The sequence below is a fragment of the Mycobacterium sp. KBS0706 genome (assembly GCF_005938675.2).
Lineage (GTDB): Bacteria > Pseudomonadota > Alphaproteobacteria > DSM-16000 > Inquilinaceae > Inquilinus.
The window spans coordinates 61,858-74,673 of the sequence record NZ_VCCH02000038.1 but is presented as its reverse complement, the minus strand read 5'-3'; the positions used below and the strand labels follow the sequence as shown (position 1 = coordinate 74,673).

Here is a 12,816-nt window from a genome sequence, read left to right as displayed (position 1 = left end):
TCGGCGCTGCGGGCGCTGCCGGGGACGGAGGCCACGCCGGCCGTGTTCATGACCGCCAAGGTTCAGCCGCAGGAGGTGGCACGCTTCCGCGCCCTCGGCGCCATCGACGTCATTTCCAAGCCCTTCGACCCGATGACGCTGTCGGACGAAATCCGCGCCATCTGGGCCCGCAGGCAAGAGTTGCCGTGAGACCCGGACCCTTTTGTCATACGAGATGGCAACCGCATGGCCTGTCACCAGGGCCGACGTCGTCCCATAGACCGCGCCGTGGAGGCTTTGGCGGCAGTGAGCGAGGCGGCCGCGACTCCGGTCAGCCATTCTGGGCGACATCAGTCCAGCGGGCTCGCCATAACCGATAGCCGTTGCCGTACTCGCTCAGCGGGCTGGTGTCATTGCCATATCGATCTCGAAACGGATTGATCACCCGTCGTCCGCGATGTTCGAAGCAATCCGAGACCGCAGCCGGGCCGGTGTTCTCCGCCAGCGCATCATTGCGCATGCCTCGGAGCAGGGCGAGCGCATCGGCGCCTCGCAAGCCGAGCCACTCGTCAATGTCCGAAATCACCAGGTAATGCCGGCGCGGTCGCCGCCAGTGGCCCAGCACATCCCATACGATCGGGGCTGCATCGTCCTCGGTCTCATGCGGTCGGCAGGCGACACGAAGGTCGAGGTGGTGGCTGAAGCTGCCCGTCAACTGTGTCCGGGCCTCTGCGACCCTCGCGATGGTGAGCCCCAGCCGCTGGAAGTGATCCAAGCCGGGCTCGTCCGGCGCCGCCGAACATGTCGTTCCCGGGCGGTTCTCCAGGCTCTGGCCGTCAATCGAGATCAAGCGAAGCGAACTGTTGACCATTGCAAACCTCCGGAGCCGCTGAACCCGAAATTCCAACGCGGCGGGTCGCGCCAGGGTCAGCTATCCAAGATGACCAGCTTTCCAAATCTCGCTGGCGTATTGACGGATTGTGCGGTCGCTCGAGAACATGCCCATATAGGCGATATTGAACATCACCCGACGCTGCCATAGATCGCTGTTCTCGAAATCCGTGATTGCCCGGTCCTTTGTGTCGACGTAATCAGCAAAGTCGGCCAGCACGAAGTAGTGGTCGTTCCCATTCAGCAATGCATCGACGATTGGCTTGAAAAGCCCTGGTTCTTCGGGGCTGAACAAATCGCCACGCAGGGCATCGACCACACGGCGCAGACGTGGATGCGTTTCGTAAATCCGCATGGCGCTGTAATCGCCCGAGGTGTGAAGCCGTTTCACCTCATCTGCATGCAAGCCGAACGAGTAGATATTCTCAGCCCCCACCTGTTCGCGGATCTCGATGTTCGCGCCGTCGAGCGTTCCAATGGTCAGAGCGCCGTTCATGGCGAATTTCATGTTGCCGGTTCCCGAGGCCTCGAAGCCGGCCGTTGAAATCTGCTCGCTGAGGTCTGCCGCGGGGATGATCATCTCCGCAAGGGACACGCGATAATCAGGCAACAGCGTCACCTGCAGATGCGGAGCCGCCAACGGGTCGGCGTTCACACGCGCGGCAAGCCCGTTGATCAGGCGGATGATCAGCTTCGCCATGTAGTAACCCGGAGCCGCCTTGCCGGCGAAGATGGCGGCGCGCGGTACGGTTGGACGCTCGCCGTCGACGACGATGCGCAGGTACAGGTCGATCGCCGAGAACACGTTCAGCAGTTGCCGCTTGTATTCGTGCATGCGCTTCGCTTGCACGTCGAAGCACGCAGCCGGATCGAGAGAGACACCCGTCAGGCGGCGCGTCAGCTCGGCCAATCGCTGTTTGTTGGCGCGCTTGGCGATTGCGAGCGCATTCAGCGTGGCCTTGTCGTCGGCGTAGGGTTCCAGCCGGCGGAGCTGATCCAGATCCGCAATCCAATCTGCGCCGATCCGCTCCGATATGAGATGGCTTAGATCGGGATTGGCCTTGAGCAGCCAGCGGCGCTGGCTGACGCCGTTGGTCTTGTTGTTGAAGCGGTCGGGGAAGGCGTCGACGAAGTCCCGGCCGAACGTATCCCGGATGAGGGCGCTATGGAGGGCGGCGACGCCATTGACCGAATGTGACCCGATCATCGTCAGATGCGCCATCCGCACCGAGCGGTTGTGACCTTCTTCGATCAGGGACATGCGGGCGAGGCGCTGTCCATCGCCGGGAAACCGCTCCGACATCTGCGCCAGGAAACGCCGGTTGAGCTCATAGATGATCTGCATGTGCCGCGGCAGAACCCGCTCCATAAGCGCCACAGGCCACCGCTCCAGAGCCTCGGGAAGAAGCGTATGGTTCGTGTAGGCGAGGGTGGATTGCGTGATCTCCCAGGCGTCGTCCCAGTCGATGTGCTCCTCGTCGACGAGGATCCGCATCAGCTCGACAACGGCCAGGGCCGGATGCGTGTCGTTCATCTGAATGGCCGCAACATCGCCAAGGTGGCGAATATTCTGTCCGCGGCGCTTGAGCTGGGCCAGAATGTCCCGCATCGCGCAGGCGACGAAGAAGTACTCTTGAATCAGCCTGAGCTCTCTGCCTTCAGCCACGGAGTCTTCAGGATACAGGACCTTGGAGACAGTCTCGGATGAGATCTTGCTCTCGACGGCCCGGATATAGTCGCCGCTGTTGAATATCTGCATGTCAAAGTCGGCCGATGATCGCGCCGCAAACAGGCGCAGCCGATTGACTGTGTGTCCGGCATAGCCCACGACGGGCAGATCATATGGGATCCCGATGAGGACCTGCCAGTCGACCCACATCGGATTGTACTGGCCCGCCAAGTCCGCCCCGTGCTCCACATGACCGTAAACGGGTACCAGGCAGGCCTCGCTGCTCTGCTCGATCAGCCAGGCCGACGAAGCATCGAGCCATCGATCCGGATGTTCCCTTTGCTGACCGTTCACGAAACTCTGGCGAAACAGTCCGAAGTCGTAGCGGATGCCGTATCCGCAGCTCGGGATGTCGAGCGTCGCGAGGGAATCGAGGAAGCAGGCCGCAAGCCGTCCCAGGCCGCCGTTTCCCAGTGCAGGATCCGGCTCCGCTTCCAGAATCGACTGCAAATCGAAGCCGAATTGCGCTGTCGCGACCCGTGCTGCCTCCTCGATTCCGAGGTTGACCAGCGCGTTGTCGAGAATGCGGCCCATCAGGAACTCGATCGACAGATAGTAGACGTGCTTGGCACCCGCGCGTTCGTGGCGGTCCTCGGTCGCGAGCATCGCGTCCGCAAGCCGTTCCCGCACCGCCAGCGCCAATGCCAGGTTTACATCGGCCACGCTCGTCTGGCTGGGCCGTCGACCCAGTGTGTAGCGCAGGTGATGATGGATGTTCGCGGCAAGCTCATCCGCCTGGTCGGCAGCCTCCGCCGCGCGCTTCAACGTGGTTCTGGCCATGCCGGTTCTCCTTACCGCCAGAGCGCAATAATTATCTCTAAAATGCAATCAATAACCGAAACTTGATTATTGCATAAAGCGAATGACTGTAGAACCCTATTTTGCTATAATAATTCGTCCAACATATTTGGAGAATATTGATGATTGCCGAATTTGTGACTCATGGCGACGTGTTGGTCGCCCGTTTTCAGATCGGCCGCCTCGACGCTTCAATCGCACGAGAAGCCAAGCGCGAGCTGATCGAGCGAGCTCAGGCGGCAGATGCTTGTCTGCTGCTCAATTGCAAGAACGTCGAGTTCGTAGATTCCAGCGGGCTTGGCGTTCTCATTTCCGTACTCAAGCTGGTCGGCGCCCGTCCGCTGGCCTTCAGCTTCAGCGTGAGCGATCTCAGGCCCCCGGTCATGCAACTGCTGAAACTCACCCGACTGGATCGTGTGATCACAATCTGGCCCACGGAAGCCGACGGTGTCTCCGAGATCAACGCGGAGCAGTCGAGGCCGTAGGTGCCTCAGAATTTGCCATAGGGGGAAAGACGAGAAATCCACCGCGCTAAGTGTTAGCGCTTCCTGATGTTGACGGATGTCGAACGCGTCTGACGCGCAGGCCGGTCCCGAATTGCGCTCTCCGAAATTGGGTATTCGGTGTCCACTTATAATTTCATTAACACTTGCAGCATATCAGGTATTGACTCGTGGTTCGCTCAACATATTATGATATGCAAAACGACCAGTTTGGAAGGGTCTGATAATTTATCTAAAATTGGAGGATATGATGGCTGGATTACTCGATGGCCTTCTCGGAAGCGTGTTTGGCATTGTCGAGCAGGTGTTGAACGGCGACAGCGATGGCTTGCTCGGCGGGTTGGTGAGCGGCCTGACCACCGGCGTGGCCGAAGGCCAGGAGGCTGGAGAGCAGGGGCTCCTTGGTGTCGCGGGTGGCGCGGTGGGCGGCGTTGTCGGCGTTGCTGTCGGCGCCATCGACAACATTGGCGATGCGGTCGGCGAAATTCCCCTGATCGGCTCATTGGTCGGGGGCCTCGTGCATACGGTGACGGGGCTGGTGAACGGCGTGCTCGACACCGCCGTCGGATTGGTCGACGGCCTTCTTGCCGTCACTGACGGCATCGATCTCGGACTTGTCGGTCACCTGCTGAACGGCGACAGCGGCGGCCTGGCAGGTGGGCTTACGGCAGGGCTGGAGATCGGCCTGGAATATGGCAACGAGGTCAGTGCCCAGGGCGTTCTCGGCAGCGTCGGAGGTACGGTCGGAGGGCTCGTCGGCTTCATCAACGGCACCATCGTCAACCTCGATGAGGTGTTCGGCGCCGGTGAACCTGCATCGGGCTCCGCAGATTACATGCTGTGACTTGGTGAAAGGGCCGGTCGCCCCTGTGGCGACCGGCCCGGCGACCTGCGCCTGGCCAAGCGTCCGTTACGCCGGTGAACAGCCCAAGCTCAGGGCGGGGACCGCGCGCATCATGTGTCGGGCCACATGTGAAGAAGCTCTGTTCGCGAGAAGAATGTGCCGTCGTCGCGCTGGACGTGATGCACATGACCGCCAGACGTCTCGATCGCGTGCGCGGCCCGAACTGCATCGACCTCGCTATCTCGTTCCGTCGACAGCAGTCGCTGTCGTGGCTGGCTGGAATGTTCAGATCGGCGCTCGGAGTACCAGATGATGAACGGCATTTTGTATTCTGGGTCTGGTCTTTCGGCAAATATCAGTTGTGCAGATTCCGGATTTTCCAGTCGGATTGAGACGGCAGCAGCGGCTTTCCGTTCTGGCTCAGCGTGTAGAAGTAGCTATGGACGAACACGCGTGCCGCGCTCGAGAGGTTCCCGTTGGCCGGAAGGCGGCCCCATATCCTCGAGACAAGTTCATTCAAGGTCAGGCCTTCGCGTCGTAGGATCTCTTCGAGCGCATCCCAAAACGCCTCTTCCAGCCGTATGCTCGACCGCGCTCCGCCGACTGTCACGTTGCGCGTTCTCGATGCCGGCACGGATCGATCAGGCTGGAGATAGATGGCTCGGTCGCGATTGTCATTCGATTTCATTATGCGGTTCCGTAAAGAATTTGACGAATATCGGTGCATGAAAGCTTTGTCAGACATAATAGGGATGCAATCTCAATGATATCATTAGATTTTATTCCTGTCGTGATAAAACGGTAGAATTGTACCGCGTGCAGATGTCCGTTGCTGAGTGTCGGACTCCTAAAGCGGAGGGTTGTCTGGCGAGGCGTTTGGAGAGGAGTCGGACGTGGGCGATCCAGATCCAGGCTTCGGCGCTGGCCATGGAAGCCTCGAAGTCCTTGGCGAGCCGTCGGCACCGGCCGAGCCAGGCGAAGGTGCGCTCGACGACCCAACGCCGGGGCAGCAGGACGAAGCCCTGGGCGGTATCCGACCGTTTGACGATCTCGATGGTCCACCGTCCCAATCCGGCGAGCGCGGTCGCCAGTTTGTCGCCGGCATAAGCCTCGCCGGCGAACAGGTGGCGCAGCCAGGGATACAGCGTTCGCACCGAGGCCAGAACGGCCGTTGCCCCGCCCCGATCTTGGACGTCGGCCGGATGGACATCGAGCCCGAGGAGGTGCCCACCCGGCTCACGATCCATCCATGGTCGGTGCATCCGAAGCGTTTGCCCGACGGCCGCTGCGCCGCTTTGGCGGCCGCTCCGGTCGAGCGTATTTCCCGCAAATTCGTATATATTCTCAGCGGTATTGGAATGGGCGTCATGGCTCAAGTGGGTTTAACCTTTGTCTTGTTTCTGAGTATTGCGCCTTGGAAATCGATATATTGAGAAGGGCGGCTCCGCATTTGCCCGCTTGCCTCACCCGCCGGCTCCGGCCGGCCGATGGATCCGATAAAGGGGGGACGAATCACCATGCATCGCAGAGACCTGATGATCTCCGGGATTGCCCTGCTCATGTCGGCCGCGACGGCGTCCGGCGCCGGCGCGGCGGAGTGGTGGGGCAAGAAGCTGCCCGGCCAGCCGCAGAACTTCATCTTCGGCTATGGATCGCTGATCAACACCGCGTCCCGCAACTCCACCGCCAGCAAGCCGATCGATGCGATCCCGGTGCGGGTCTCGGCCTCCTTCGGCTATGTCAGGGCCTGGGTCGACCGCGCCAAATCAGGCTTCACCGCCCTCGGGCTGCGCAAGCCCGGCGCCGGCGAGCAGGCGACGACGATCAACGGCGTGCTGTATCCGGTCGAAGGCAACGACATGGGCGCCTTCGATGCGCGCGAGGCCGGCTACAAGCGCATGGAAGTGCCGCGCGACGCCATCGAGGGCGTGGCCTGGGAGCAGGTCCCGACAGATGGCAAGATCTGGGTCTATGTCTCGGTCGGCAAGGACGGAGTGCCGGGTGAAGGGTTGCAGCCACCTTCGGCCGACTATCCGGTGCTGCAATCCTATGTTGACGTCGTTATCGACGGTGCCCTGGAATACGGTCCCGACTATGCCCGCGAGTTGATCGACACGACGGCGGATTGGAGCCCCTATTGGCTGAACGACCGCGAGCTGCCGCGCCGGCCCTGGGTCTATGACAAGAACTATGCGGCCGTGGACAAGCTGCTGGAGGAGACGGCCCCGGCCGCGCCTCGTTTCAAAGACCGTCTGTTCCCCGAGGTCTATGCGATCCGCAACCTGGCGCCCGCCGCGCAGTGAGGCGCGGAAGCGGGCGGCGTCCGACACGGCCGTCGTCTTGCCTGTCCCTCAGGCGACCTGCTGCGCCGGGGCCTTGCGCAGCCGGGCCCGCAGATGCGGGCAGGTGCCGCATTCGGCGATCTCGGGCAGCCGGTAGTGCAGGCAACACAGCCGGCGCCAGCGCTTGGCCTCGCCGTCCTCCTCGATCGTCTGGATCGGGTCGAACAGCGGGTTCGGCGCGCCGTCCGGCCGCTCGCGGCTGGACAGCAGCTGGCCGGCCTCGGCCGTCAGGCCGTCGGCGGCCAGCGGATGGGCGGCGATCTCGCCCAGAATCCAGTCCAGATAGACCGCGGCGTTGTTCCAGTAGAGCCGCGGCGCCACACGCGTGTGCCGCGCCCAGGCGGCGATGAAGGGCTCGACATGGCCGCCGATCAGCCGGTCGAAGCGGCGGAAGGCGTCCGACTCCTCGTCGGGCTCGCCGTCATGCGCGATGCGGAAGGCGATCGGGTGGCCCTCCGGCGCGCGAATCACCGCGACCTCCGACAAAGCGATCGGGAAGCGGCGGCCCAGCAGCAGGCTGGCCGCCATCACCGGCGGCAGCAGCCGCGCGAAATACCATTGCGACCAGAAGGAGGCGACGGCGCGCCGGTCCGCGCCAGGATACTGGCCGGCATAGTCGTCCAGCACCCGGTCGATCGCCGCCGGGTCGAGCAGGCTCGGCCCCGGCAAGGCAGGGCGCTCGTCGTCCGGCAGCACCACCGCCTCGCCGCAATGGGCGAGGTCGCCGGTGAAGATCGGCCGCAGAATCTCGATCATCGCCGATGAGCAGGAATGCGTGTCATTCTCAATTGGCTATCGCAAACCGACCGCGGCCGCAATCGCGGCGAGGCGGCGTGTCACCGGCGCCGCAGGTCGCGCCCGTCCAGCGTCACATTGGCGTCGGGGTCGAGGCGCCGCTTCTCGATCCGCAGCTCGGCCGCGCGCTCGATCCCGGCGCGGTGGTGATGATAGATCTCGACCGCCTCGGCCGGCGTGGGACGGTGCCCGAGCAGCGAGCGCAGCGCCGCTGCCGGCAGGAACGCCCGCCCGACATAGTCGCCGACCTCGATGCCGAACTCGACCGCCTGGCGCTCCTCGTTCCAGGCGGCATCGTCGGGGAAGGTGAAGATCGGGCGGGCCATGGCGCCTTCTACCAGCCCGCGGCGTGCGGCGGCAATGTCAGGGGGCGGCGCGCTCCGTCAGCGGCCAGGCGGCGCGGTAGGCGGCCTCGACATGCAGGCCGCAGGCCAGCGCTCGGCTGCGGTCGCCGCTGAGCGGCACGGCCACGGCGTCGTAGTCGGGATTGGCGAAGAACGGCACCGAGATCCGGTCGCGGCCGGAGCGGTTGGCGACCCGGTGCGGGGTGGAGACGAAGCGGCCGTCGGTCCAGCTCTGCATCATGTCGCCGATATTGATCACGAAGCTGCCCGGCACCGGCGTCGCGGCGATCCAGTCGCCGGCCCGATTGCGCACCTCCAGCCCGCCGGTCCCGTCCTGCAGCAGGATGGTGAAGGCGCCGGTGTCGGTGTGCGCCTCGACCCCCCGCACCGCCTCGTCCGGCGGCTGCGGCGGGTAGTGCAGCAGGCGCAGCTGGGTCAGCGGCTTGCGGAAATAGGGGCGGAAATAGCCGGGATCGAGATCGAGGGCCCGGGCGAAGGCGCCGAGCAGCCGGTCGGTCAGCCCGGTCATGGCGGCGTAATAGACCTCCAGCGCCGTCCGGAAGGCTGGGGCCTTCTCCGGCCAGCGGTTCGGGCCATGCATGACGCTGCCGGCCCGGATGTCGGAATCGTCCGGGCCGAGCTCGAGCATCACCTGGAAGGCCTCCAGCAGCCGGCGCGGCACGCCGGGACCGATGATGCCCATCGGCACATAGCCGCGGAAGCAGGGCGACCCGGCGACGTCCAGCGCCGCGCGCTCGGGCAGCGGCCGGTCGAAGAACCAGCGGGCGGCGGCGAACACATCGTCGACCACCGCCGCCGGCACGCCATGGCCGGTGACGTAGAAGAAGCCGGCGGTCTCGCAAGCCCGGCCGATATCGGCGGACGCGCCGTCGGCCGCGAGATCGATCACCGGGATCCGCTGGAAATCCGTCACCGCGCCCGCCCCGTGCTGGTGGAGAGGGCAGGGTGGCGGGGCCCGGTCATCCGGTCAACGGACTACTTCGCGGTCAGGAATGTGATGACGTCGCCATCGAACTCCTTCGGGTTCTGCAGCATGCCGAAATGGCTGACATTCGGCAGGATGTGCAGCTCCGCCCCCGGGATCGTGCGCGCCATGTACTCGGTGTGCTCGCGCTTGATGCCCTCGTCATATTCGCCGTCGGCGATCGCGGTGCGGACCTTGATACCGCGCAGCTGGTCGGCGGTGAAGTCGGGCTGGGTCGCCCACATCTGCGAGATCTGCTGCAGGAAGCTGTCATACTGGTCCGGCGTCTTGGACAGTTTCCGGTATTCGGTGCCGGCGCGCTCGATGAAGGCGGCGAAGGTCGGATTCTTGTCGAAATCCGTCTTCAGCCCGGTCAGGTCGGAATTCGCGCCATAGGCGTAGAGCCGGTTCAGCCGCTCCGGATGGTGGATAGCGATGTCGAGGCCGATGATGCCGCCGTCGCTCCAGCCGACCAAATCGGCTTTCGGGATCTTCAGGTGATCCAGCAGCGCCAGCACGTCCGACGACATCAGGTCGTAGCTGTAGGGCTGGGCCGAGCGGGTGCTGCGGCCATGGCCCCGGCTGTCGGCCACGATCACCTGGAAGCCCTGGGCGGTCAGCGCCGGCACCAGGCTGCCCCAGTAGTCGGAGTTGGACAGGCCGCCATGCAGCAGGATCACCGGCCGGCCCTTGCCGAACACGGCGTAGTACATCTGGATGTCGTTGACCGGCGCCGCGCCGCTCTCGGCCGGCTTGGGCAGCGGCGGCGGCTCCGGCAGGGTCTGCCAGACCTCTTCCGCCTGGGCCGTCAGCGCCACGAGGCCGATGCCGGCTGCGACGGCGGCGTGCAGCAGGGTTCTTCCCAGACCACGGAACATGATGGGTGCTCCCGGTGACGTGAATTGGGATCAAAGAGCCGGGATCTTATCACCTGGGAGCCGGGTCCTTCCCGTGTGTCGCGAGGCCGCGGACGGCCTGCACCCCGCTGTCGAGGAAACGGTCCGACAGGGTCTGGTCGGTGGCGCCGCGGGCCAGGATCAGGGCGCCGACCATGGCGGCCACGGCCTGCGCCGCCGCTGCCGGGTCGCCGCCATCGGCCTCGAGTGCCGCCTCGGCCAGCTCGAGCAGGCCGTGCAGCCCCTGGGTGTATTCGGCCCGGGTCTCGGCCGGGTGGCGGGCGATCTCAGGCCCGATCGCGGCGGCGATGCAGCCCTGGCCCGGATGGTCGCGATGAGCCGGCGACAGATAGGATTCGGCCATCGCAGCCAGCTTTTCGCCGGGCGGGCGCTGCTCGATGATCTTGCGGAGGCGGCGCTGGCTCTCGCCGAAGCCTTCGGCGCAGGCGGCGGCCACCAGCGCCTCCTTCGACGGGAAATGGGCGTAGAAGCCGCCATGGGTCAGCCCGGCATCGGCCATCAGCGCGGCGACGCCGACCGCCTCCACCCCATCCTCGCGGAAGCGCCTGGCGGCGGTGCGGACGATCCGCTCCCGGGTCTCCTGCTTGTGGTCCTTGCTGTAGCGCATGCCGGCTCCCCGATACCCGCGGTGTGATTCATGAGATGATGCCGATAATATTGTGGGCAGCCCAGGCCGTTCCAAGGGATGGCCGTCTCAGGATCTCGTCTCAGCCGGCGTAGCGGATGGCGCCATGCCCGTCGGGCCCGATGCGGCGCAGGCCGAGCTTTTCGGCCACCCGCATCGAGGCCGCGTTGTCCGGGTGGATGTCGGCGACCGCGGACACCCCCAGCGTTTCCCGGGCATGGGCCAGCACCGGCGCCGCCGCCTCGGTGGCGTAGCCCTGGCCCCAGCTCGTCCGGTTGAAGCGCCAGCCGATCTCGATCTCGGTGCCGTCGAGCGGGATCAGCAGCACCCAGCCGAGGAAGGCGGCGTCCGGCGCCCGGGTCCGCACCGTCCAGTAGCCCAGCCCATCCGGGTAGGCGGCGGTGATCCGCGCCTCGACGAACGCGCGATGCGCTGCCGGGTCGGCCCAGGGCCCGTCGATGTAGCGCACCACCTCCGGGTCGCGGTCCATGGCCACGCAGTCCGCAAGGTCCGCCATGACCCGCGGCCGCAGGATCAGCCGCGGCGTCTCGAAGGACGGCAGCACCGCGATTATCGCGGCAGCGGCTTGGTCTGGCCCGGCACGATGCCGCCGAGCTGGGTTAGCAGCGCCGGATAGCTCGGGTCGGTCGGCAACACGACGCGCTGCGAGGTTCCGGCCCGGGCGGCGCTGACCGGGCCGAAGCTCAGCACGATCGCGGCGTCCGGGCGCATCGTCGCCATGTCGCCGCTTTGGACCGCCGGCACCGGCGGCAATGGGCGCGCAAAGGCGGGGGCCGGCGCCGGGGTCAAGGCGGTGCCCGGCGGGACCACGACCACCGGCGCGGCACCCTGGATCACCAGCGGGCGCGACGGCGCCACCCGGGGCGCCACGGGGGCGGTCGGGGCGATCAGCACCTGCCGTGACGGCGGCGGCTGGAACTGTGGCGGGGGTGGGACCAAGCGCGGCGCCGCGGGGCTGGACGGCAGCGCCACCGGGGTCGCCATCGGCCGCAGCGCGTTCGGTCCGTCGGGCTGAAGGCCGCCGGGGCCGCCGGCCAGCCGGGCCTCGAAAAAGGACGCCCCGGCGGTGGCGCAGGGGACGAACAGGTCGACCGGCGTACCGATCGCCAGCCGGCCGGGGCTGTCGGGATAGGTCCCGATCACGCCGGTGCCGACCCGGCACGCCCCGCCGCCGACATCGGTGGTGGCGTTGACCTGGAGCTGGACATGATAGGCCGGGACTTGGGCCTGGGCCGGCAGCGCGAGCCCGAATGCAGCGACCAGAAGAAGCCAGGGTTTCATCGTCGCACATCCTCCGAAGCCAGGCGGCCGCGGCACCGTGGCCGGCCATGAACGCACGACCTTGCGGCCGGCCAGGCCGCCGCCGGTCGATCCGTCGAATGGCCCAGTATGCCCTGTCCGGCGGGGCGGCGGAAGCGGAGCGAGGCGCGTCAGCCGGCGCGGCGCTGCCGATAGGCCCAGACCGAGGCCGGCGGGATGTTGGCCGGGACGAAGCCGACGCGGCGGCCGGTCAGGCCCAGCTTGTCGCGCGGCAGCGGCGAGGACAGGGCGTAAGTGTAGAGCACGACCTGCCGGCCCTTCGGCATCACCGAATAGGCCGAATCGAGGATCGCCTGCTGCTCCTCCAGCGTCAGCAGCAGCATCGGGATGCCGCACACCGTGGTGCCGACCTTGCCGACCACCTCGGGCGGCAGGATCTCGCCCAGGCGGCGGGCGTCGCCTTCGATCACGTGGATGCCAGGGAAGATGTCGCGCAGATGTTGCGCCATCTCCGGGTTGATCTCGAGCACATACAGGCGCTCGGGGGGGACGCCGCGCTCCAGGATGCCGCGGGTGATGGCCCCGGTGCCGCCGCCCAGCTCGACCACATATTCGTCGGGGGCGCGCACGACCTCCTGGGTCAGCCGGCGCTTCAGGGCGGGCGACGACGGCGCCACCGATCCCACCTCGCGGGGGTTGGCGAGCCAGCGGCGGAAGAACAGCCAGGGGTTCATGTCCGGCCGGTCTTGGCCGGCTTTGCGGTCGGTCATCGGGCGACGGGTC

Annotated in this window: 15 protein-coding genes and 2 pseudogenes; 4 read left to right on the top strand and 13 right to left on the bottom strand. The window is 65.9% G+C overall.

What is annotated here, in order from left to right; genetic code table 11:
• Positions 1-189 (top strand): annotated as a pseudogene (locus tag FFK22_RS20970) (response regulator); the annotation flags it as partial.
• Between the two features lie 121 nt (positions 190-310).
• On the opposite strand, the gene FFK22_RS20965 reads toward FFK22_RS20970, so the two are convergent.
• Both FFK22_RS20965 and FFK22_RS20960 read right to left on the bottom strand, forming a co-directional pair.
• On the bottom strand, positions 311-850 hold the full coding sequence (locus FFK22_RS20965; RefSeq protein ID WP_138888641.1) for a hypothetical protein: 540 nt from the start codon (positions 848-850) through the stop codon (positions 311-313).
• Between the two features lie 60 nt (positions 851-910).
• A complete protein-coding gene (locus tag FFK22_RS20960) occupies positions 911-3,379 on the bottom strand; it encodes a glycogen/starch/alpha-glucan phosphorylase (RefSeq protein ID WP_138888640.1) in 2,469 nt (822 codons plus the stop codon).
• A gap of 140 nt (positions 3,380-3,519) precedes the next feature.
• On the opposite strand from FFK22_RS20960, the gene FFK22_RS20955 reads away from it, so the two are divergent.
• Both FFK22_RS20955 and FFK22_RS20950 read left to right on the top strand, forming a co-directional pair.
• Positions 3,520-3,882, top strand: a complete 363-nt coding sequence (locus tag FFK22_RS20955) for an STAS domain-containing protein (RefSeq protein WP_138888639.1) — start codon at positions 3,520-3,522, stop codon at positions 3,880-3,882.
• A 268-nt stretch (positions 3,883-4,150) separates the two neighbouring features.
• On the top strand, positions 4,151-4,744 hold the full coding sequence (locus tag FFK22_RS20950; RefSeq protein WP_138888638.1) for a hypothetical protein: 594 nt from the start codon (positions 4,151-4,153) through the stop codon (positions 4,742-4,744).
• Between the two features lie 110 nt (positions 4,745-4,854).
• Here FFK22_RS20950 and FFK22_RS20945 read toward each other — a convergent pair whose 3' ends face one another.
• The 3 genes and pseudogenes from FFK22_RS20945 to FFK22_RS20935 form a co-directional block, all read right to left on the bottom strand.
• Positions 4,855-5,067 carry a hypothetical protein gene (locus FFK22_RS20945; RefSeq protein WP_138888637.1) on the bottom strand — a complete coding sequence of 71 codons (213 nt, stop codon included), beginning with the start codon at positions 5,065-5,067 and terminating at the stop codon, positions 4,855-4,857.
• Positions 5,068-5,099: 32 nt separating this feature from the next.
• On the bottom strand, positions 5,100-5,432 hold the full coding sequence (locus FFK22_RS20940; RefSeq protein WP_138888636.1) for a ribbon-helix-helix domain-containing protein: 333 nt from the start codon (positions 5,430-5,432) through the stop codon (positions 5,100-5,102).
• 175 nt (positions 5,433-5,607) lie between these two features.
• Positions 5,608-5,973 (bottom strand): annotated as a pseudogene (locus FFK22_RS20935) (transposase); the annotation flags it as partial.
• A 288-nt stretch (positions 5,974-6,261) separates the two neighbouring features.
• Here FFK22_RS20935 and FFK22_RS20930 point away from each other — a divergent pair.
• Positions 6,262-7,047 carry a gamma-glutamylcyclotransferase family protein gene (locus FFK22_RS20930; RefSeq protein ID WP_221938744.1) on the top strand — a complete coding sequence of 262 codons (786 nt, stop codon included), beginning with the start codon at positions 6,262-6,264 and terminating at the stop codon, positions 7,045-7,047.
• 48 nt (positions 7,048-7,095) lie between these two features.
• Here FFK22_RS20930 and fhuF read toward each other — a convergent pair whose 3' ends face one another.
• From fhuF to FFK22_RS20890, 8 genes are all read right to left on the bottom strand, one after another.
• On the bottom strand, positions 7,096-7,842 hold the full coding sequence (gene fhuF, locus FFK22_RS20925) for a siderophore-iron reductase FhuF (RefSeq protein ID WP_138888635.1): 747 nt from the start codon (positions 7,840-7,842) through the stop codon (positions 7,096-7,098).
• A gap of 80 nt (positions 7,843-7,922) precedes the next feature.
• The gene (locus FFK22_RS20920; RefSeq protein ID WP_138888634.1) at positions 7,923-8,207 is read right to left on the bottom strand and encodes a DUF1488 family protein; all 285 of its coding nucleotides are present in this window, start codon (positions 8,205-8,207) and stop codon (positions 7,923-7,925) included.
• A 37-nt stretch (positions 8,208-8,244) separates the two neighbouring features.
• Entirely contained in the window at positions 8,245-9,159 is a 915-nt protein-coding gene (locus FFK22_RS20915) for an isopenicillin N synthase family oxygenase (RefSeq protein ID WP_138888633.1), read from the bottom strand.
• Between the two features lie 62 nt (positions 9,160-9,221).
• Entirely contained in the window at positions 9,222-10,088 is an 867-nt protein-coding gene (locus FFK22_RS20910) for an alpha/beta fold hydrolase (protein ID WP_138888632.1), read from the bottom strand.
• Positions 10,089-10,137: 49 nt separating this feature from the next.
• On the bottom strand, positions 10,138-10,734 hold the full coding sequence (locus FFK22_RS20905; protein ID WP_138888631.1) for a TetR/AcrR family transcriptional regulator: 597 nt from the start codon (positions 10,732-10,734) through the stop codon (positions 10,138-10,140).
• A 100-nt stretch (positions 10,735-10,834) separates the two neighbouring features.
• A complete protein-coding gene (locus FFK22_RS20900) occupies positions 10,835-11,317 on the bottom strand; it encodes a GNAT family N-acetyltransferase (protein ID WP_138888630.1) in 483 nt (160 codons plus the stop codon).
• 5 nt (positions 11,318-11,322) lie between these two features.
• The gene (locus FFK22_RS20895; RefSeq protein ID WP_138888629.1) at positions 11,323-12,054 is read right to left on the bottom strand and encodes a hypothetical protein; all 732 of its coding nucleotides are present in this window, start codon (positions 12,052-12,054) and stop codon (positions 11,323-11,325) included.
• 149 nt (positions 12,055-12,203) lie between these two features.
• Complete coding sequence (locus FFK22_RS20890) at positions 12,204-12,803, bottom strand: class I SAM-dependent methyltransferase (protein WP_138888628.1); 600 nt, start codon at positions 12,801-12,803, stop codon at positions 12,204-12,206.
• Positions 12,804-12,816 lie beyond the last annotated feature (13 nt).

Bases quoted from the DNA above. Each gene is read 5' to 3' on its own strand.
- FFK22_RS20965 (WP_138888641.1), bottom strand. From the start codon at position 850: ATGGTCAACAGTTCGCTTCGCTTGATCTCGATTGACGGCCAGAGCCTG.
- FFK22_RS20960 (WP_138888640.1), bottom strand. From the start codon at position 3,379: ATGGCCAGAACCACGTTGAAGCGCGCGGCGGAGGCTGCCGACCAGGCG.
- FFK22_RS20955 (WP_138888639.1), top strand. From the start codon at position 3,520: ATGATTGCCGAATTTGTGACTCATGGCGACGTGTTGGTCGCCCGTTTT.
- FFK22_RS20950 (WP_138888638.1), top strand. From the start codon at position 4,151: ATGGCTGGATTACTCGATGGCCTTCTCGGAAGCGTGTTTGGCATTGTC.
- FFK22_RS20945 (WP_138888637.1), bottom strand. From the start codon at position 5,067: ATGCCGTTCATCATCTGGTACTCCGAGCGCCGATCTGAACATTCCAGC.
- FFK22_RS20940 (WP_138888636.1), bottom strand. From the start codon at position 5,432: ATGAAATCGAATGACAATCGCGACCGAGCCATCTATCTCCAGCCTGAT.
- FFK22_RS20930 (WP_221938744.1), top strand. From the start codon at position 6,262: ATGCATCGCAGAGACCTGATGATCTCCGGGATTGCCCTGCTCATGTCG.
- fhuF (WP_138888635.1), bottom strand. From the start codon at position 7,842: ATGATCGAGATTCTGCGGCCGATCTTCACCGGCGACCTCGCCCATTGC.
- FFK22_RS20920 (WP_138888634.1), bottom strand. From the start codon at position 8,207: ATGGCCCGCCCGATCTTCACCTTCCCCGACGATGCCGCCTGGAACGAG.
- FFK22_RS20910 (WP_138888632.1), bottom strand. From the start codon at position 10,088: ATGTTCCGTGGTCTGGGAAGAACCCTGCTGCACGCCGCCGTCGCAGCC.
- FFK22_RS20905 (WP_138888631.1), bottom strand. From the start codon at position 10,734: ATGCGCTACAGCAAGGACCACAAGCAGGAGACCCGGGAGCGGATCGTC.
- FFK22_RS20895 (WP_138888629.1), bottom strand. From the start codon at position 12,054: ATGAAACCCTGGCTTCTTCTGGTCGCTGCATTCGGGCTCGCGCTGCCG.
- FFK22_RS20890 (WP_138888628.1), bottom strand. From the start codon at position 12,803: ATGACCGACCGCAAAGCCGGCCAAGACCGGCCGGACATGAACCCCTGG.